Annotated in this window: 15 protein-coding genes; 11 read left to right on the top strand and 4 right to left on the bottom strand. The window is 50.3% G+C overall.

Annotation, left to right across the window (positions count from 1 at the left end):
* Positions 1-3 precede the first annotated feature (3 nt).
* The 7 genes from ilvM (at position 4) to can (ending at position 7,763) form a co-directional block, all read left to right on the top strand.
* A complete protein-coding gene (gene ilvM / locus CWC22_RS18010) occupies positions 4-243 on the top strand; it encodes an acetolactate synthase 2 small subunit (protein WP_010383772.1) in 240 nt (79 codons plus the stop codon).
* An 18-nt stretch (positions 244-261) separates the two neighbouring features.
* On the top strand, positions 262-1,185 hold the full coding sequence (locus CWC22_RS18005; RefSeq protein WP_125558785.1) for a branched-chain amino acid transaminase: 924 nt from the start codon (positions 262-264) through the stop codon (positions 1,183-1,185).
* Between the two features lie 109 nt (positions 1,186-1,294).
* Positions 1,295-3,151, top strand: coding sequence for a dihydroxy-acid dehydratase (gene ilvD, locus CWC22_RS18000; protein ID WP_138537334.1), 1,857 nt, complete (start codon positions 1,295-1,297; stop codon positions 3,149-3,151).
* Positions 3,152-3,153: 2 nt separating this feature from the next.
* Positions 3,154-4,698, top strand: a complete 1,545-nt coding sequence (ilvA, locus tag CWC22_RS17995; protein WP_010383769.1) for a threonine ammonia-lyase, biosynthetic — start codon at positions 3,154-3,156, stop codon at positions 4,696-4,698.
* 62 nt (positions 4,699-4,760) lie between these two features.
* Entirely contained in the window at positions 4,761-5,816 is a 1,056-nt protein-coding gene (locus CWC22_RS17990; protein WP_125558791.1) for an ABC transporter substrate-binding protein, read from the top strand.
* 75 nt (positions 5,817-5,891) lie between these two features.
* The gene (locus CWC22_RS17985) at positions 5,892-7,085 is read left to right on the top strand and encodes a methyltransferase (RefSeq protein ID WP_138537336.1); all 1,194 of its coding nucleotides are present in this window, start codon (positions 5,892-5,894) and stop codon (positions 7,083-7,085) included.
* Between the two features lie 9 nt (positions 7,086-7,094).
* Positions 7,095-7,763, top strand: coding sequence for a carbonate dehydratase (can, locus tag CWC22_RS17980; RefSeq protein WP_125558795.1), 669 nt, complete (start codon positions 7,095-7,097; stop codon positions 7,761-7,763).
* A gap of 3 nt (positions 7,764-7,766) precedes the next feature.
* On the opposite strand, the gene ubiK is transcribed toward can, so the two are convergent.
* Positions 7,767-8,039 (bottom strand): ubiquinone biosynthesis accessory factor UbiK, encoded by a 273-nt coding sequence (ubiK, locus tag CWC22_RS17975; protein ID WP_138537338.1) that lies wholly within the window; start codon positions 8,037-8,039, stop codon positions 7,767-7,769.
* A 127-nt stretch (positions 8,040-8,166) separates the two neighbouring features.
* Between ubiK and rep the strand changes: the two genes are divergently transcribed.
* Entirely contained in the window at positions 8,167-10,179 is a 2,013-nt protein-coding gene (rep, locus tag CWC22_RS17970; RefSeq protein WP_138537340.1) for a DNA helicase Rep, read from the top strand.
* On the opposite strand, the gene CWC22_RS17965 is transcribed toward rep, so the two are convergent.
* From CWC22_RS17965 to elbB, 3 genes are all read right to left on the bottom strand, one after another.
* Positions 10,176-12,749, bottom strand: coding sequence for a diguanylate cyclase domain-containing protein (locus CWC22_RS17965; RefSeq protein ID WP_138537342.1), 2,574 nt, complete (start codon positions 12,747-12,749; stop codon positions 10,176-10,178). The genes rep and CWC22_RS17965 overlap by 4 nt on opposite strands.
* 170 nt (positions 12,750-12,919) lie before the next feature.
* Complete coding sequence (locus CWC22_RS17960; protein ID WP_010383759.1) at positions 12,920-13,309, bottom strand: c-type cytochrome; 390 nt, start codon at positions 13,307-13,309, stop codon at positions 12,920-12,922.
* 238 nt (positions 13,310-13,547) lie between these two features.
* The gene (elbB, locus tag CWC22_RS17955) at positions 13,548-14,198 is read right to left on the bottom strand and encodes an isoprenoid biosynthesis glyoxalase ElbB (RefSeq protein ID WP_138537344.1); all 651 of its coding nucleotides are present in this window, start codon (positions 14,196-14,198) and stop codon (positions 13,548-13,550) included.
* A 434-nt stretch (positions 14,199-14,632) separates the two neighbouring features.
* Here elbB and polA point away from each other — a divergent pair, with 434 nt between their 5' ends.
* The 3 genes from polA (at position 14,633) to CWC22_RS17940 (ending at position 18,921) form a co-directional block, all read left to right on the top strand.
* Positions 14,633-17,386, top strand: a complete 2,754-nt coding sequence (polA, locus tag CWC22_RS17950; RefSeq protein ID WP_138537346.1) for a DNA polymerase I — start codon at positions 14,633-14,635, stop codon at positions 17,384-17,386.
* Between the two features lie 448 nt (positions 17,387-17,834).
* A complete protein-coding gene (locus tag CWC22_RS17945) occupies positions 17,835-18,398 on the top strand; it encodes a YceI family protein (protein WP_125558808.1) in 564 nt (187 codons plus the stop codon).
* Positions 18,391-18,921: a DUF1285 domain-containing protein gene (locus CWC22_RS17940; RefSeq protein ID WP_138537348.1), complete on the top strand. Its 531-nt coding sequence runs from the start codon at positions 18,391-18,393 to the stop codon at positions 18,919-18,921. Before CWC22_RS17945 ends, CWC22_RS17940 begins: the two co-directional genes overlap by 8 nt.
* Positions 18,922-18,948: the final 27 nt, after the last annotated feature.

Genomic DNA, 18,948 nt, shown 5'->3' with positions numbered 1-18,948 from the left:
ACCATGAAACATCAACTCACCGTAGCGGTAAACAATCAAGCCATCGCAGTCGAGCGTTTTTTGCGCGTCGCCCGTCATCGCGGGTTTCGCCTGACACAACTAGAGCTCCAGGGCCACGAAGAGTTATTTCACGTCAAAATGACAGTAGATAGTGACAAACCTATCTATCTATTGACGTCACAATTAAATAAGCTTGTTGAAGTGCAATCAGTCGATCTGCACACACTACAGCAGGCAATATAATAAATAAGGTTTTAAATAATGACACAAACTTCACAATACATTTGGCACAACGGCGAATTGATCCCATATGAGCAAGCAACCACGCATGTGCTCAGTCACGCCATTCATTATGGTAGCTCCGTATTTGAAGGGATCCGCGCGTACGATACGCCAAAGGGTCCGGCTATTTTCCGTCTGAAGGATCACATTCAGCGTTTATTTGACTCGGCCAAAATCTATCGCATTGAGATCCCTTACACGCAGGAAGAGATCATGCAGGCGTGTAAAGACGCGGTGGCAAAGAATGGCTTCACTAATGCCTATCTGCGTCCATTTGCCTTTTTAGGCCACGTTGGTCTGGGTGTGCATCCAAAATCACACCGGGCCGAGGTCACTGTCGCAGCGATGGAGTGGGGCGCATATCTGGGCGAAGGTAGCCTGGAGAATGGCGTTGATGCATGTGTTTCCTCATGGCAGCGTCTGGCACCGAATACGATGCCAACAGCAGCAAAAGCAGGTGGTAACTACTTGTCGTCTCAGCTGATCACCGCAGAAGCCAAGCGTCACGGTTATGTTGAAGGTATCGCACTGGACGTCAATGGTTATTTGAGTGAAGGGGCTGGTGAGAACCTCTTCGTGATCCGCAAGGGTATCATCTATACCCCGCCAACCACGGCGAGCATTCTGCCGGGTCTGACTCGTGACACCATTATGCACCTGGCCAAAGCGCGTGGCTATGAAGTCAGAGAAGAGCCAATCGCGCGTGAGGGTCTGTATCTGGCAGACGAGTTCTTTATGGTGGGTACCGCAGCTGAAGTGGTACCGGTGCGCAGTGTTGATCAGATCCAGGTGGGTGATGGTCAGCGCGGACCTATCACCGCAGAATTGCAGCAGGCTTACTTTGATCTGGTGAAAGGACAAAGTGAGGATCCGCAAGGCTGGCTGGATTACGTAAACGATTAAGGCCAGCACATTAACGCATACTTGCCGGGCTGACTGGTCCGGCATACATATTTTGGAATGAGGAAAGCCGTTGCCAGATGGGGCAGCGCAAACTGGAAAAGGGGTCAACATGGCAAAGTTACGCAGCAAAACAACCACTGAAGGCAGACAACAAGCAGGTGCCCGTGCATTATGGCGCGCCACCGGGATGACCGACAGTGATTTTCATAAGCCCATTGTGGCGGTGGTGAACTCGTATACCCAGTTTGTGCCCGGGCATGTGCACCTCAACCAACTCAGCGAATTGATGGCGGACGCTATCCGCGAAGCCGGCGGCGTGCCGCGCGAATTTAACACCATTGCTATTGATGATGGCATTGCAATGGGCCACGGCGGCATGTTGTATTCCTTGCCGTCGCGAGATTTGATTGCTGATTCTGTAGAATATATGGTCAATGCGCACTGTGCGGATGCCATGGTGTGTATTTCAAACTGCGATAAGATCACCCCGGGGATGCTGCTGGCGGCACTGCGGTTGAATATCCCGGTGATCTTTGTCTCTGGCGGACCAATGGAAGCGGGCAAAACGCGCCTGGCTGATATCGACATTAAACTGGACCTGGTCGATGCCATGGTCAAAGGGGCCGATCCCAGCGTCAGTGATGAAGACTCAGATAAAGTTGAGCGTTCAGCCTGTCCAACTTGTGGGTCTTGTTCCGGGATGTTCACGGCTAACTCAATGAATTGTTTATTGGAAGCGCTGGGACTGGCATTGCCGGGCAATGGCACCACGCTGGCCACGCATGCCGATCGCCGTTTCTTATATGAAGGCGCAGCAAAGCGTATCCTGGCGTTGTGTGATGAGTATTATGGGAAAGATAATGAGGCGGCACTGCCGCGTAACATTGCTAATCAGGCCGCGTTTACCAATGCGATGACCTTAGATATTGCAATGGGTGGCTCATCTAACACAGTATTGCACTTGCTCGCCGCTGCAATAGAAGGGGGAGTTGAGTTCGATATGGCTGACATCGACCGCTTATCTCGCACAACCCCTTTCTTATGTAAAGTGGCACCGGCAACGCCGCAATATCATATCGAAGATGTTCACCGGGCCGGTGGCATTATGGCTATCCTTAATGAACTGGCCAAAGCTGACAAACTCGATCTGGCGGTGGGCCATGTTGCAGGTGGCACGCTGGGTGAAGTTATCAAGCGTTGGGATGCGACCGATCCGGCCAATGAGCGTGCGCAAACTTTCTATCGTGCTGGTCCCGCAGGCATACGCACCACCCAAGCAATGAGTCAGGAATGTCGCTGGGACGAGCTGGATCTGGATCGCGAGGGTGGCTGTATTCGCAGTGTTGAACATGCATTTCGTCAGGATGGCGGGCTGGCGGTGTTGACCGGCAACCTGGCACTGGACGGGTGTATCGTTAAGAGTGCAGGGGTGGAAGACGACATGCTGTGCTTTGAAGGCACGGCTGTGGTGTTTGAATCTCAGGACGATGCCGTTGAAGGGATCCTGGGTGGCAAGGTGAAAAAGGGCAATGTCGTGGTGATCCGCTACGAAGGCCCAAAAGGTGGGCCAGGGATGCAGGAAATGCTGTATCCAACCAGTTATCTCAAATCTATGGGACTGGATAAAGACTGTGCTTTATTGACGGATGGTCGCTTCTCCGGCGGGACGTCTGGTTTGTCGATAGGCCATGCCTCTCCTGAAGCGGCCAGTGGGGGGGCGCTGGCACTGGTAGAAAATGGCGATATCATTCGCATTGATATTCCAGCACGCAGCATCGACGTCTTGCTGGATGCACAGCAACTCGAGACACGCAAAGAGCAGCAGGCGGCACGTGGCAAAATGGCTTATAAACCATTAGATCGTCAACGCTATGTCAGCCCGGCTTTGAAAGCTTACGCCTTATTAGCAACCAGTGCTGACAAAGGTGCAGTACGCGATTTTGAGAAGCTGGAGGCATTGAGTTAATTATGGTGGCAAAAGAGCTCGATTATTTTCGTGCTGTAGTGCAGGCCAATGTCTCGCCGCTGGTCCGGGAAACTGAGGTCAGCGAGCTGAGCGGGCTTTCAGCCCGGCTCGGACACCAGATCTGGCTCAAGCGCGAAGACCAACAACCCGTTTATTCATTCAAGCTGCGTGGGGCGTATAACAAACTGAGCAAGCTTCCTACTGGCAGTTTGGTCGTTACAGCATCCGCTGGTAATCATGCGCAGGGGGTGGCATTGAGCGCCGCACACCTGGGCCATCGCGCCATCATTGTGATGCCAGTCACGACACCTGAGATCAAAGTCAATGCAGTGCGTAATCAGGGAGGCGAAGTGGTGCTGCATGGCCATCACTTTGATGCCGCTCAGGAATATGCGCAGTCCTTGTGTCAGTCACAAGGGGGTGTGTTTGTGCCACCGTTCGATGATAAAGAGGTGATCATTGGTCAAGGCACCGTCGCACGAGAGCTGATGCAGCAACTTCATCATTTGGATGTGGTCTTTATTCCCGTGGGCGGGGGCGGTTTGCTGGCTGGGATGGCGGTTTATATCAAGTCTTTGCGTCCGGAGATCCGTGTGATTGGCGTGGAAGCGCAAGAAAGCGCCTGCCTGAAGGCTGCGATGGAAGCCGGGCGGCCGGTGGAGCTGGAGCGAGTCGGCAGCTTTGCAGATGGTGTGGCGGTGAAGCGCATTGGCAGTGAGACTTTTCGTCTTGCCGAGCAGTTCTGCGATGACGTGGTCACGGTCAGTGCAGATGAAATTTGTGCGGCGGTACAGGATATTTTCGTTGAAACCCGCGCCATCGCTGAGCCTTCCGGGGCACTGGCCACGGCCGGGCTTAAAAAGTGGTGTCAGGAGCGCGACGAGCGGGGCTTAACACTGGCTGCTGTGTTGTCCGGCGCGAATCTGAATTTTGACCGCTTACGGTATATTGCTGAGCGCACGGCACTGGGTGCACGCAGCGAAGCCCTGCTGGGTGTGACCATAGAGGAATCCAAAGGCAGCTTTAAACGCTTTTGTCACACTTTGTCTGGCCGGGCAATCACGGAGTTTAATTATCGTTACGCCGGTGGCGATACCGCACAGATCTTTGCAGGGGTCGGTTTACGTGGCGGTGAACAGGAGTTGCAGGAGCTTAAAACCAGCCTGAGTGAAGCAAATTACCAATTTACTGACTTGTCCGACAATGAGCTGGCCAAGTTACATATCCGCTATATGGTTGGTGGCAAGCCGCCGGTAGCATTGAGTGAGCGGTTGTTTCGCTTCGAGTTTCCAGAATATCCCGGTGCTTTAGCGCGCTTTTTAGAGACTTTAGGGAGCAACTGGAACATTACCCTGTTTCACTATCGTAATCATGGTGCCGCGCAGGGGAATGTGCTGGCGGCGTTTGAACTGGGCGCACAAGACAGTGCCCGGTTTGATGAGCATTTGCAGCGTCTGGGTTATCAGTACCAGGAAGAGACCGACAATCCGTGTTTCAGGCAGTACCTTCAGCATGACATGATGCAGGCGGATCGCCGCGTTAGCTAGTTTTGCATTCCGTCCGGCGCCTTCTATAGTTGTAACAGGGCAGGCTCCGGGCGCGTATCACAATGAGTTATCATCACTTTGTATTGGCCATAGCGCTGTGGTGGAGCAGTGCGCTTAGCGCATTGGAAGAGGTGACACTACAACTCAAATGGACCCATCAGTTTCAATTTGCCGGTTACTATATGGCCCTCAACAAAGGTTTTTATCGCCAGCAGGGGTTAAACGTTAAAATCGTGCCTGCCGATCCGGATAACCCGGATGAGCAATTTAAAGTGTTGTCAGGTCAGGCGCAATTTGGCGTGACCCACTCAGGTATTTTACAACAACGCTTGCAGGGCAAGCCTTTGGTGGCCCTGGCCGCTATCTTCCAGTCTTCTCCCTATTGCTGGATGGTACGTGCAGATAGTGATATCTATGTTCCCAAAGATTTTGCGGGGAAAAAGATCAGCCACCTTGGAAGAATTGAGGGGGCTGAACTGGTGGTGATGCTGGAGCGGGCGGGGATAGACGTCCCGCAGTTACCCTTGTATGCCGGGCTGGAACCGATTAAAGACTTTGTTGCCGGGCGCTTTGATGCCTTGCAGGTCTATATTTCCAATGAGCCTTTTAAGCTGGCACAGCAGGGCATAGCCACCCGGCAGATCTGCCCTAAGCACTTTGGTCTGAACGTCTATGCGGACATTTTATTTACCTCGGAAGATGTCCTGAATTATCGCCCGCAAACGGTTGCCCGCTTTCGCCGTGCCTCCTTACAGGGCTGGCGCTATGCCATGAGTAACCCCGATGAAGCGCTGGCGGTCACTAAAGCTGAGTATGCAACCACCAAGAGCATTTCTGCGCTGGCAAACGAGGCCGATAAGCTGATGCCCTTTATCAAAGCGCCAGGCATTGCACTGGGTGCCATGTCTCAGGCTCGCTGGTTGTGGATTGCTCAGCTTTATCGGCTCGATCTTGCTGACTTTCATGAACAAAAACATCAGTTTCTTTATACCGAACCGGATCAGGAAGAAGATAGCTGGTCTTGGATGTTGACCCTGGCGGCGATAGTGGGTGTGATCTGTGTGCCCATGTACATACATTTGATCTTCTTCCGTCACCGGCGTTTTACCTTAAAATGACTGGCAGTGCTTTGCGAGATGGGCGCAAGCGCATACAATGAGCGCCCTTTAGTTAGTTCGGTATCGGTGGCCCGCATGCACAGTTCCTTTTCTTCTCAGTTTTTAGCCCTGGATGCCTTGCTCACAGACACGCGTCGTTACTGGCAATTACTGGCATTCGATCATATCGACATCCCCTGGCCAGATCTGGAAGAGGCGTTGTTATCGCTGAGTGATGAGGACGTGACGGCTCTGGATCGGGATCCTGAGTCATTGATAGTGTTTCTTGCACCTTATATACCGGCATTGCAAACGCTCCCGACTTTGACGGCGCTGTCGCTAGATGTTGCGAGTCGACCGGAGTTTCCGTTTTGGCTCAGTAATGGCATCAAGGGCCGCAAGTTGGCTCAGTTACAGGACTTTGTTACTCAGGTATATCAGCCAAAGCTGCCGGTGCTGGAGTGGTGCGCGGGTAAAGGTCACCTGGGCCGGCTGTTGGCTTATCTGGGCGCGGAGCATGTCGATAGTGTTGAGTTGCAGGCGGCTTTATGTCAGCAAGGGCAGCACAGTGCCGAGCAACAAAAGTTGGCCATGACCTTTCATTGTGCCGATGTACTTAATGATCCGATCACACAGTATTTTCGACCACGGCAGCAGGCTGTTGCATTGCATGCCTGCGGTAGGTTGCATCAGACCTTTATGGAGCAGGCGAGCGCCGCACAGTGCGAGCAGATCAGCCTGTCACCCTGCTGTTATCATCTGTTTACTGAGCCCACCTACCAGCCGATGAGTGACGTTGCAGCGCACAGTGCTTTGGATTTGTCACACAGTGACATGAAACTGGCGTTGCAGGAGACGGTTACTGCGCCAGGAAGAGTCGCGAAAGTACGTAAACGAGAGGTCCAGTGGCGGCTAGCCTTTGATGCGCTGCGCCGTGATGTGACTGGCGATACTCAGTACCTCAGTGTGCCCTCCGTGAACAAGGCGATTTTTTCCGGACCGTTTGTTGATTTCTGTCACTGGGCAGCTGAGCAAAAGCAGTTAGACTTACCGGCACACTTTGATGCTGACTATTACCTGGCACAAGGGCGTGCACGTCAGCGTATCACTGAGCGCATCGAGCTGGTGCGCCATGCCTTTCGTCGCGCCATAGAAGTGTGGCTGGTGCTCGACAGGGTGTTATATCTTGAACAGGCCGGGTATGATGTCAGCCTCTCGGAGTTTTGTCATAAATCACTGACGCCAAGAAATATCTTGATCCAGGCTACACGGTGTCAATCAGCAAAATAAGGAAAAACCATGTGCCAGTCTGACAGCCAGCTGCAACATCTGCTCAATAATAATCGCCAGTGGGCGAAACAGACTCAGACCAATAATCCGGAGTTTTTTGCCAAATTATCCATGCAGCAGAATCCCAATTATCTCTGGATTGGCTGCTCGGACTCCCGGGTGCCGGCCAACCAGATTGTTGATTTGATGCCGGGAGACTTGTTTGTCCACCGCAATGTGGCCAACGTGGTGGTGCATACCGATCATAACTGTTTGTCTGTGATGCAGTACGCCATTGAGGTGCTGAAAGTTGAACATGTACTGGTCGTGGGTCACTACGGCTGTGGTGGGGTACGTGCTGCTTTGGAAGATGCCCGTTTGGGTTTGATTGATAACTGGCTACGCCATGTCGGCGATGTCAAAGAGATGCATCAGGCGATGCTCAGTGAAATACACCCTGACCAACGCTGTGATGCATTATGTGAGCTGAATGTGATAGAGCAGGTCAGAAACGTCTGTCGAACCAATGTGGTGCAGGATGCCTGGGCGCGGGGCCAAAAGTTAACCATTCACGGTTGGGTGTATGGTCTGGCGGATGGCTTGCTCAAAGAGCTGAATACTCAGATAGAGCAGGAAGAGCAACTGGCAGCGCACTATGAACGGGCCCTGGTCGATCTGGCCAGGCGATACCAGTTGTAGGGATTACTGTTCTGGCTGGTCGCTGTCTTGTGCTGCCAGCTTAGCCTCTAGTTCGGCCACTTTTGCTTCGAGTTCTGTGAGTTTTTCACGGGTTTTGATCAGTACTTTGCTCTGAATATCAAACTCTTCACGACTGACAAAATCCATTTCTGTCAGTTTATTCTGAATAGCCTGTTTGGTTTTGCTTTCAAAAGTGTCTGCAAGGTTTTTCACACCTTGTGGCATGTTACTGGAGATCTGCTTGGCGATTTCTTCAATTTTTGCTGGGTTGATCATGGGCTGGCCTCTAAGCTTGATTATTGTCTCTATCTTACCTAAAGCGGTCACCGGTTAAAAGCGCTTGGGATCCACTTGAGCATTACGGTAAACTTAGCAGCTTATTGACTAAAGGTGATCACAGAATATGAAACTGAACCCGAAACAAGACGAAGCTGTTAAGTATATCAGCGGACCCTGTCTGGTACTGGCCGGTGCCGGCTCTGGTAAAACCCGGGTGATCACCAATAAAATTGCTTATCTGGTACAAAAATGTGAATACAAGGCGCGTAACATTGCGGCGGTGACCTTTACCAATAAAGCTGCCAAAGAGATGCGTGAGCGGGTGTCACAGACGCTGGGTAAGCAAGAAGCCAAAGGCCTGTGGGTATCGACCTTCCATACGCTGGGGCTGGAGATCATCAAAAAAGAAGTGAAAACGTTGGGTTACAAGCCCGGCTTTTCCTTGTTTGACGATCAGGATACGAATCAGTTACTGGCCGAATTGACAGAAAAAGAGCTGGATCGTGACAAAGATCTGCTTAATCAGCTGAAAATGCAGATTGGCAACTGGAAAAACGAACTCATCCAGCCTGAGCGCGCGATCCGAGAAGCCAGAGAGGCACAAAAGGCGTTATTTGCACAGCTTTATGCTCGCTATCAGACCCAGCTTAGGGCATATAACGCGCTGGATTTTGACGATCTGATCATGATCCCCACCTTATTGCTAAACAGTTCCGTCGAAGTGCGCGAACGCTGGCAGGCCCGTTTTCGTTATCTGCTGGTGGATGAGTATCAGGATACCAATACCAGCCAGTATCAGCTGGTAAAATTGTTGGTGGGCGAGCGCGCCCGCTTTACCGTGGTAGGGGATGACGACCAGTCCATTTATTCATGGCGTGGTGCCAAGCCACAAAACCTGGTATTGCTGAGCAAAGATTTTCCGGGGTTACGCCTCATTAAGCTGGAACAAAACTATCGCAGTGCCGGGCGGATCCTCAAAGCAGCGAATATTCTGATCGCCAATAACCCCCATGAATTCGACAAAAAGCTGTTCAGTGAACTGGGCTATGGGGATCCACTGCGTTTGATTGCGACCCGAGATGAAGAACATGAATCCGAACGGGTCGTAGCCGAGATCATTTCGCACAAGTTTATGAAGCGGACCAGCTATCGTGATTACGCCATTCTGTATCGGGGTAACCACCAGGCAAGGGTGTTCGAAAAAGCCCTGATGGCGAACCGCATTCCTTATAAAATTAGCGGCGGTATGTCGTTTTTTGCTCGCAGTGAGATCAAAGACATCATGGCGTATTTGCGCCTGCTGGTAAATCAGGATGATGACAATGCTTTTTTGCGGATCGTCAATACGCCACGACGTGAGATAGGGCCCGTCACACTGGAGAAACTCGGCAGTCTGGCCAACGATAAACACATCAGTTTATTTGCCGCGTGTTTTGAGCCTGAGTTGCCGCAACGCCTCAGTGGTCGCGGTCTGAATGCGTTGATGGGATTTGCCCGTTGGGTGGTTGAACTGAGTGACCGAGCAACCCGGGGAGACACACTCGAAGCGGTCAAAGATATGGTGCGAGAAATCAATTACGAAGCCTATTTGTATGAGTCATCGCCCAGCGCGAAAGCCGCCGAAATGCGCATGAAAAACGTCTCAGAACTGTATCGTTGGATCAGTGATATGCTGACCGGCGATGCGGATAATCCGCCCATGACTTTGCCTGAGGTGGTCAGCAAACTGACACTGCGAGACATGCTGGAGCGTAACGAAGAAGAAGACGACAGCGATGCGGTGCAACTGTTGACGCTGCACGCCTCGAAAGGCCTGGAATATCCCCATGTCTTTATGGTCGGAATGGAAGAAGGGCTACTGCCGCACCAGACCAGCATCGATGAAGACAATGTTGAAGAAGAGCGGCGTCTGGCTTATGTGGGCGTAACGCGTGCACAGCAAACGTTGACCATGACCTATGCCAAAAGTCGTCGTCAGTTTGGTGAGCAGATCACACCTGAGCTCAGCCGGTTTGTGCAGGAAATGCCGCAAGATGACATTCAAAGTGAGGGCAAAAAACCCGTACAGTCGCAGTCTGAACGTATGGAGAAAGGTCAGGCCAGGGTTGCGAACCTGCGTGCGATGCTGAAACGTTAAAGCGGCAGAGATTCGTGTGAGGAGGGCATTTCGCTTGGCTTAGTGCTCGATAAGCTCTGTTGTTTACCAAAAAATAAACTCAGGCCGTGGCGTTCCAGTAAACTTCTGAAGTTCAGGATTGCAGGGCCCTTGGCGATGACCTGAATGGCTTTCAGAGCCGTTACTGCAAGGATCCCCTGCAATTGCACATCATAGCTGTTTTGCTGCAGCACCCGTTTGCTGAATGTTGAGCTGAGCAGCAGATATTTAAAATCAATTTGACTGAGCAGCGCCAGATCGCAGCGATCTTTGGCAAAATCATTGAGGCCCACGGCGATACCCAGGCTGCACAGCTCTTTGAGGTTTTCGAGCTGCATACTGGAGGCGTAGCGGATTTCGCTTTCATCAAACAACAGGCTCAGGTGGCTGGTGCGTTGACTCAATAATTGTTTAAGCTCTGTAAAAGTGGTGCTTTCGAGGATCGCACAGGAGCAGGCAAACAGCACATCGGCAGTGTGCGCTTTGGCGACGCGCCCGGCCTGTTCGAGTGCCTGGCCGAGCAATTGCATTTCTATTTTTAGCTGCTCATCCTTAGCCGCTGCAAATTTCTTGAGGATATCGAAGCTGGTGCTACCCAGAACCGGGTGTTCGCCAAAGGCTTCGAGCATCACAATGTGCTGACCATGGTTGGCCATATTGACAATTTCAGTGCTGCGAAAATGGATCGGCAGGGCACTCAGGTGGTGGTATTCCGTTTGTTTACTTTGTGTGCTGGCAGCGCTGAGCAGCGGGTGATAAAACTCATAACGACCGCGACCGGCATTTTTAGCGTAGTACATGGCGGCGTCGGCATCGCGGATAATCTCGTCGGTATCTTTGTAGTCTTTGTTGCTATAAGTGATACCAATACTGGCACCACTTTGCATGCACAGGCCTTTCATGCAGAATGGTTGTTGCATGACTCTGATCAGGCGTTTTGCAACGTCTTCTGCTTGCTGGCGATCGCTCAGATGATCCAGCAGGATCACAAACTCATCTCCCGCCAGACGGGCTAATAAGTCGTGCTCACGAATGCATTCTGAAAATGCTTTACTGACCCAGATTAAAAACTGATCACCTGCCTGATGCCCAAGCTCATCGTTGATGTCCTTGAATTTATCCAGGTCGATAAACAGCACGGCAAAATTATTTTCCGGATAACGTTGGTACTTTTGTAAGGTTTTTTCCAGCTGAGTCAAAAATAACAACCGGTTGGGCAGCGTCGTCAGCGGGTCATGGTGGGCATCATGATAGAGTTGCTGCTCAATCTTTTTTCTTTCCTCGATTTGCATCTGCAAATGTAAATTGGTCTGGCGCAATTCTTTGGTTTTTTCCGCGACCCGATGCTCCAGTTCCAGATTACTGGCCTTGAGCGCCTGGTTGGCGAGATGCGTTTGTAACACTGAGGCGATTTGATTCGAGACAAATGAAATTAATTCAACATCCTCGTGATTATATTCGTACTCATGGTTATATGCCTGGCAGGCAATGAGACCAATGACCCCTTTGGCAGTTTTCAGCGGTGCGCCCAGCCAGCTGGTTGCCGCGTTTTGTAGCTGATAATTGTCCGGGCGTTTGACGATTTCATTGTCGATCAATACCTGTGCCCGCTTGGTATCTATCAGTTGACTGCGTTCAGTGGTGATCACTAACTCGCTGTAACCATTGGCAAATGGACGCGGTTTGTACTGAGTCATCTCATCCACGCTGTACGGGAAGCTGAGCCAGTCTGAGGCCTTGTCATGCAATGCGATAAACAGGTTATCAGCAAAGGTAATGGACCGCATGATCTGGTGAACTTGCTGGTATACATCGTCGATATCACTGAACTGAGTCGCTAGCTCCGCGATTTTAAAGAGGATTTGCTGGCGTTCCAGTGCCCGCTTACGTTGCTCTATTTCAGTATTAAGTGCCTCGTTACTTTGCATTAGAGCACGGGTACGAATTTTAACTTCAGATTCTAACAACTCGCGCTTTTTAACCCGTTCAATGGCGGTTGCCAGGTACAGGGACATGACTTCGAGTAATTCTACCTGCTGCTCACTGTAATGCTGATCCGGCGCATAGTTTTGTGACACCATGACACCGATAATGGTTTTTTCGCGGAAAATAGGCACACCGACCCAGTGCTCAGCCTGAGTGCCGAGTGCTTTAAACAAGCCTTGTGCACTCATTTGCTCCATCTGCTGGCGCTTGAGGTACAAAGTCTGTCGGTTCTTAAAAACGTAGCCCGTTATGCCCTGGCTGAAGTGGTTTGCTTCATGCAGCGGCACTGAAATGCCATCTTTTTCATCGACAAAATAAGACAGCTCCAGCCCCTGAGTGAACTGGTTTTGCAGCACAACATAAAAGCTTTTGCTCGGTAAGTATTGCTCTAAAATGCTATGGATCGCGGGATATAGCAGCGTCAACTCCGCAACTGTGCTGGCCTGCTCGGATAACTGGATCAGGGCATGCTGCAAGTGAGAGTGTTGTTTGTATTTTTTCAGCAAGGACTCTAAACGATGGTTTTTCCGAGTCAGTTTGCGAACTAAGACGCTGGGATCTTCCAATGATGAAACCAAGAGTTGTTATTGTCTATTTATTGTTCTTATATTTTCATTTTTACAATGAGGGGTCAAGTGCAAAATTTTAATAACAATATGGTGATATTTGTCGTGAACTTTGCGACAAGAGGCGCCTATTGAAGGGGATGTATTGCCCATCCCCAAGCGATGATTATTTACTTAATCATAAAATCGATGGCTGCTGCAATTTCGTCATCGCTACAGTCCATACACGTACCACGAGGAGGCATGGCATTGAAGCCATTGATCGCGTGGTCTAGCAGTACGTCGTTGCCTTTAGCAAGACGTGGTGCCCAGTCATCAGCTGTTTTAGGTGCACCCAGTGCGCCAGTGCCATGACACGCGAAACAGGAAGCTTGATACACTTGCTCGCCTGTACGTGGGCCAGTAGGGGCCGCTGCAGCAGTATCTTCGGCACCCGCCAAGTAGACCGAGCCAACCGGCTCAAGGCGCTTTTTAATCGCTTCTTCAGTTAAAGAATTGTCGAATGGCTGTGCGATTGCCGCAGTAGATAGCAATAACAGTGCTGCTGAAAGTTTCTTCATTTACCTTGCTCACTTCAAATTGAACGTGATCTATCACGATGGATGACGGAATTAAGCCGATTATAACGTCACCAACTAATTTATAAAACGTAAACTTGATTATAAGCGACTAAAAAATAAAATTTATTGCGTTAGGGCAAAAAATCGTTGGGTTCAGTGAGGAGAAATTTCGCAGTTTTGCTGGTTTTTTGAGCATAAAGCGCAGAGATAGGCGGCGTGTCACCGCCTAAGCTTCGACTTATGCGAACTCAAGTAGCTTTTGCACGGCCTTTTCAATGCCAGCGGATGCTTCACTGATAGAGCCTGCAAGCATGTAAGCCGGTGTGCTGATCACTTTGTGTGTATCATCGACCACGATATCAGCGACACCACAATTCACGTGACTGGCACCTAAAGCTTCAACTGCCTGTGCGGTGGCCTCGTCATTACCAATGGTAGCAAGCGTGCCAGCAGGGTGGATATGACCAATCAGCGCGGGTGCAATACATAAATAAGCAATCGGTTTTCCGAGTTGGTTAAAAGCCTGACAACTTTCTTTGACTGCAGCCAGAACGCTAGACTGAGCGCCCTTGAAAGCAAAGTCAGAGAGGTTTTTAGCTACACCAAAGCCGCCGGGTAAGATCAATGCGTCAAAGGCACTGGCATCGAGTGTATCCAGTGACGCCACGTCGCCACGGGCAATGCGTGCAGCTTCTACTCGAACATTGCGTTGCTCATCCTGCTCTTCGCCGGTGAGATGGTTGATCACATGATGCTGCTCAATGTCCGGTGCAAAGCACTGATAACGGGCGCCCTGGCGCTCAAGGTGCAGCATAGTGAGTACAGATTCATGGATCTCAGCACCGTCAAAGACGCCACAACCGCTTAAAATGATCGCTACTTGTTTCATCGGGATCTCCTTTTAAGGTCTTTAAATTTCAATATATGCAATTTTGTCATTACGCTAGTAAGAAAAAAATATAAAGGATCTGCTTTGATCTTTGATCGTTTGTGTTAGTATACGCCTCCGCCTGAGGAAAAGCGGTGAATTTATAGCCACTCAGTCACTGGCTGTAAACTGACTCCAAAGTCACTGTCCACAATCTTAGCTTAAAGCATATAAAAGAGTAAAAAGAAATTTCCTTTTATATTCATTGTTTTACATATCTTTCCTAGATCTTTTTTTGAGATTTGGGCCGATAGCCCCTGTTTATCTACAAAGTTATCCACAGGCCATCCCCATTTTTCATGAGCCGTTTTGGATTGTATCAGACTCGTTTTATGCTCGCCCTTATGGCATGCTAACCCAGATTTAAAACTTCCAATTTTAGGATCCCAATAACTATGTCTCAGATCCCTGAAAACCCGCTGATCCTGGTCGATGGTTCGTCGTACTTATTTCGCGCGTATCATGCGCCACCGCACCTGACTAACTCAAAAGGAGAAGCCACAGGCGCCATCTATGGTGTCATCAACATGCTGAAAAGCTTGCTCAAGCAATATCAGCCCAGCCATATGGTGGTGGTGTTTGATGCCAAAGGGCCGACTTTCAGAAATGAGATGTACAGTGAATATAAAGCACATCGTCCACCTATGCCGGATGATCTGCGCACCCAGATCGCGCCGATCCACGATATTATTCGTGCCATGGGCCTGCCCCTGGTCAGTATTGAAGGGGTAGAGGCGGATGATGTCATTGGCACTTTTTCCCGTTTGGCGTCTGAGCAACAAAGACATGTGCTGATCAGCACTGGTGATAAAGACATGGCTCAGCTGGTCAATGAGCATGTGACTCTGATCAATACCATGACTAACACCATTTTGGACCCACAAGGGGTGGTGGATAAATTTGGCATTGGACCGGAATTGATCATCGACTATCTGGCGCTGATGGGCGACAAAGTAGATAACATCCCGGGCGTGCCTGGTGTGGGTGAAAAAACGGCGCTGGCGATGCTTCAGGGGTTGGGGTCGATTGACGAGCTTTACGCTAACCTGGACAAAATCGCCGATCTGGGTTTCCGTGGCTCCAAGACCATGTCGAAAAAGCTGACCGAAAATGAAGCACAGCTTAAATTATCCTATGAGTTGGCGACCATCAAACTGGACTGTGAGGTTGAGCAGGACCTGGAACAGTTCAAGATCCAGGAGATGGATAAAGATCAGCTGATCGCGCTGTATGGACAGTGTGAGTTCAAACGCTGGCTTGCTGAGTTGCTGGATGGTCAAAGTGCACCAGAAACGGCTGCTGATACAGAGCAAGCGTCATTGGTGACGCCACCGGTAGAGGTTGCGTATGAGACTATCCTGGAGCGAGCACAATTGGATCGCTGGCTGGACAAGCTGCGTGACGCTGAACTGTTTGCCTTTGATACGGAAACCACCAGCCTGGACTATATGCAGGCTGAGCTGGTCGGTATGAGCTTTGCTGTTGCCGCAGGTGAAGCTGCGTATCTGCCGCTGGGTCATGACTATATGGGCGCACCTGAACAGCTGGATAAGGCGCTGGTGTTTGAGCTGATTGGTCCGATCCTGGCGGATCCCAAACATAAAAAGGTCGGGCAAAACCTCAAATACGACAAGAGCGTATTGGCACGTGCCGGGCTGGAGCTCAATGGTATTGCCTTTGACACTATGCTGGAGTCTTACGTCTTCAATAGTGTGGGCACGCGCCATGATATGGACTCGCTGGCACTGAAGTATCTGGGTCATAAAAATATCAGTTTTGAAGAGATTGCCGGTAAAGGTAAAAACCAGCTGACCTTTAACCAGATTGAACTTGATAAAGCCGCACCTTATGCCGCTGAAGATGCCGATATTACCTTGCGATTGCACCAGCACTTATGGCCGCAATTACAGCAGCATCCGACGCTGGTAAACGTCTTTGAAGAGATTGAGTTGCCTTTGGTCAGTGTGTTGTCTGAGATTGAACGCACCGGTGTTAAAATCGACAGCAATATGCTGGCGCAGCAAAGTCACACCATTGAAACGCGACTCAAAGAGCTGGAACAGGAAGCTTTCGAGCTGGCCGGAGAAGAGTTTAACCTTAGTTCTACCAAGCAGTTACAGGCAATTTTGTTCGATAAACTTGAACTGCCCGTGCTAAAGAAAACACCCAAAGGTGCCCCGTCGACAGCGGAAGAAGTCTTGCAGGAGCTGGCCCATGATTACCCGCTGCCGAAATTGATCATCGAGCACCGTGGTCTGGCCAAACTGAAATCGACCTATACCGACAAGCTACCTAAGATGGTTAATGCACAGACACAGCGTGTGCATACCTCGTATCACCAGGCCGTGACGGCAACAGGCCGACTCAGCTCGACAGATCCAAATTTGCAGAACATTCCAATCCGCAACGAAGCCGGACGTCGCATTCGTCAGGCCTTTGTGGCAGATCAGGATCATGTGATCATGGCGGCGGACTATAGCCAGATCGAACTGCGGATCATGGCACACCTGTCTCAGGATGCAGGCCTACTGAATGCGTTTGCTGAGGGCAAAGATGTTCACAGTGCAACCGCTTCAGAGGTTTTCTCTGTGCCGCTCGAAGAAGTGACGTCAGACATGCGTCGCAAAGCCAAGGCGGTGAACTTCGGACTGATCTACGGCATGAGTGCATTTGGCCTGGCCAGACAGCTGGATATTCCGCGTCACGAAGCACAGCATTATATGGATAAGTACTTTGAACGCTTCCCGGGCGTATTAGAATATATGGAGTCAACGCGCGAGAAGGCAGCTGAGCAGGGTTATGTTGAAACCCTTTTTGGCCGACGCTTGTATCTGCCTGATATTAAAGCCCGTAATGGTGCACGTCGTAAAGCGGCTGAACGCGCTGCAATCAATGCCCCGATGCAGGGCACCGCGGCAGACATCATTAAAAAGGCCATGATCAAAGTGGCTCAGTGGCTGGCAACACAGCAGGACAGTGACATTAAACTGCTGATGCAGGTGCACGATGAACTGGTCTTTGAAGTTAAGGCCGACAAAGTGGCGCAGTATAGTGAGCATGTGTGTCAGCTGATGAGTGAAGCTGCCGAGTTGGATGTTCCGTTACTGGTAGAAGCTGACCATGGCGACAACTGGGAACAAGCCCACTAACCTCCCTCATTGGTAAAAAAAACACGGCCCCGGCCGTGTTTTTTATTGCTCAGATCCCAGTAATGACGGGCCTTGCAAATGTATCTGGTGTAACTCAGAGGTAAAAATGCGCTGCCTGATGTTTAAAAAATATCAAATTGGCGCATAACTTGCTTTTGATGGTTTATTTCCCCTAAGTGATTTGCTACAGTGCGCGCGTCCTCTTCCTGTAGGACATCCTGTTGATGATGTATCTCTCCTAGTGAAGATACAGTGTATTGATAGCTTCTCCCCAGATTGCTATAACGGCTCGCAATGTGAATGGTGCGAGCCGATTTTTCTCTTTTTAATTCATCCCAAAATCTGCAAATAACCCCGTCGAAAGTCAAGCCATTATTAGGGACACTGGCATTGCATCTGTTCAAGATAAGCAGTTAATATGAGCGTTTTCATTCTCAAGGAATACGTCATGCTTAAACCTCTTCTTTTCTCTGTTCTTGGCTTGTCCGCTCAGTTTGCCCAGGCATGGCAACTGGATGCAACACACAGCGATGTGAGCTTTACCTCAATTAAGGCGGGCAGTGTTGCCGAAAACCACCACTTTAAACAACTAGCAGGCTCAATTAATAAAGCCGGCGAGCTGGATTTGCGATTAGATCTGAGCAGCATTGAAAGCCTCATCCCAATCCGCAATGAGCGCATGCAAAAAATGTTGTTTAACGTGGCTAAATTTCCTGAAGCTAAGATCACTGCGAATGTTAGCCAGCACCTGAAAGCACTAAAGCCGGGTGTGCAGATCCTTCGTAAAGTGCCCGTCACGCTTGCTTTGCATGGTCAGGTTGCGACATTGAATGTTGATTTGGTGGTCAACAAAGGCGTTCAACAACTTCAGGTTACGCCATTGCGTGCCGTACTGATTAACAGCCGTGATTTTGGTCTGGATGCAGGTATCGAAGCGTTGCGTAAAGTTGCTGGTCTGAATACCATTGCCACCGCTGTACCTGTCACGTTTAATTTGGTGTTCAGTGAGTAAAACTGAGGCGCTGATCGACCACTATGTCACGCAGCATGCCCCGACCGGGCGCTGGCATGCGGATGAATGTGGTGTCGGCGCGTTTGAAATTGATGCACAAGGTCGCTGGTTTCACGAAGGCGCCCCGATCAGCCGAGCAGGGTTGGTCAGGCTGTTCGCCAGTGTGTTGTGTTATGAGCAGGGCCAGTACCTGCTCAAATCACCCGCAGAGACGTGCCCGGTAAAAGTTGCAGATAGCCCCTTTGTGATTGTGAGCTGGCAGTATTGTAACCTGGCCCCAACCTTGGGCTTGTCGACGACTTTAATCGCAGAGGATAACTTGGGCCGGTTATGGCCTGTTTGCAGTGAGTTTCCTCTGGTGCTTAAATCCTATCAGGGTCAGCCAGTTCCGTATTTGATGCTCAATTATGGCTTATCGGCACGAATTAGTCGTTCGGTCTATTATCAGTGGGCTGAGTTGGCGCAGTCTCGGGATGACGAGTTTGTGTTGACGTCGGCGAATACGTCATTTGTGATTGGCTAGGCCGCGCCAGGGGGGCGGCCTTTGAGT

Origin of the sequence: Pseudoalteromonas rubra, assembly GCF_005886805.2 — a bacterium.
Lineage (GTDB): Bacteria > Pseudomonadota > Gammaproteobacteria > Enterobacterales > Alteromonadaceae > Pseudoalteromonas > Pseudoalteromonas rubra_D.
Note: the sequence above shows the minus strand (reverse complement) of the source record. Positions and strands in the feature narration are given on the sequence as shown.

What these genes read in the sequence shown, in the direction of transcription:
- ilvM (WP_010383772.1), top strand. Translation starts at nt 4, where the DNA reads ATGAAACATCAACTCACCGTAGCGGTAAACAATCAAGCCATCGCAGTC.
- CWC22_RS18005 (WP_125558785.1), top strand. Translation starts at nt 262, where the DNA reads ATGACACAAACTTCACAATACATTTGGCACAACGGCGAATTGATCCCA.
- ilvD (WP_138537334.1), top strand. Translation starts at nt 1,295, where the DNA reads ATGGCAAAGTTACGCAGCAAAACAACCACTGAAGGCAGACAACAAGCA.
- ilvA (WP_010383769.1), top strand. Translation starts at nt 3,154, where the DNA reads ATGGTGGCAAAAGAGCTCGATTATTTTCGTGCTGTAGTGCAGGCCAAT.
- CWC22_RS17990 (WP_125558791.1), top strand. Translation starts at nt 4,761, where the DNA reads ATGAGTTATCATCACTTTGTATTGGCCATAGCGCTGTGGTGGAGCAGT.
- CWC22_RS17985 (WP_138537336.1), top strand. Translation starts at nt 5,892, where the DNA reads ATGCACAGTTCCTTTTCTTCTCAGTTTTTAGCCCTGGATGCCTTGCTC.
- can (WP_125558795.1), top strand. Translation starts at nt 7,095, where the DNA reads ATGTGCCAGTCTGACAGCCAGCTGCAACATCTGCTCAATAATAATCGC.
- ubiK (WP_138537338.1), bottom strand. Translation starts at nt 8,039, where the DNA reads ATGATCAACCCAGCAAAAATTGAAGAAATCGCCAAGCAGATCTCCAGT.
- rep (WP_138537340.1), top strand. Translation starts at nt 8,167, where the DNA reads ATGAAACTGAACCCGAAACAAGACGAAGCTGTTAAGTATATCAGCGGA.
- CWC22_RS17960 (WP_010383759.1), bottom strand. Translation starts at nt 13,309, where the DNA reads ATGAAGAAACTTTCAGCAGCACTGTTATTGCTATCTACTGCGGCAATC.
- elbB (WP_138537344.1), bottom strand. Translation starts at nt 14,198, where the DNA reads ATGAAACAAGTAGCGATCATTTTAAGCGGTTGTGGCGTCTTTGACGGT.
- polA (WP_138537346.1), top strand. Translation starts at nt 14,633, where the DNA reads ATGTCTCAGATCCCTGAAAACCCGCTGATCCTGGTCGATGGTTCGTCG.
- CWC22_RS17945 (WP_125558808.1), top strand. Translation starts at nt 17,835, where the DNA reads ATGCTTAAACCTCTTCTTTTCTCTGTTCTTGGCTTGTCCGCTCAGTTT.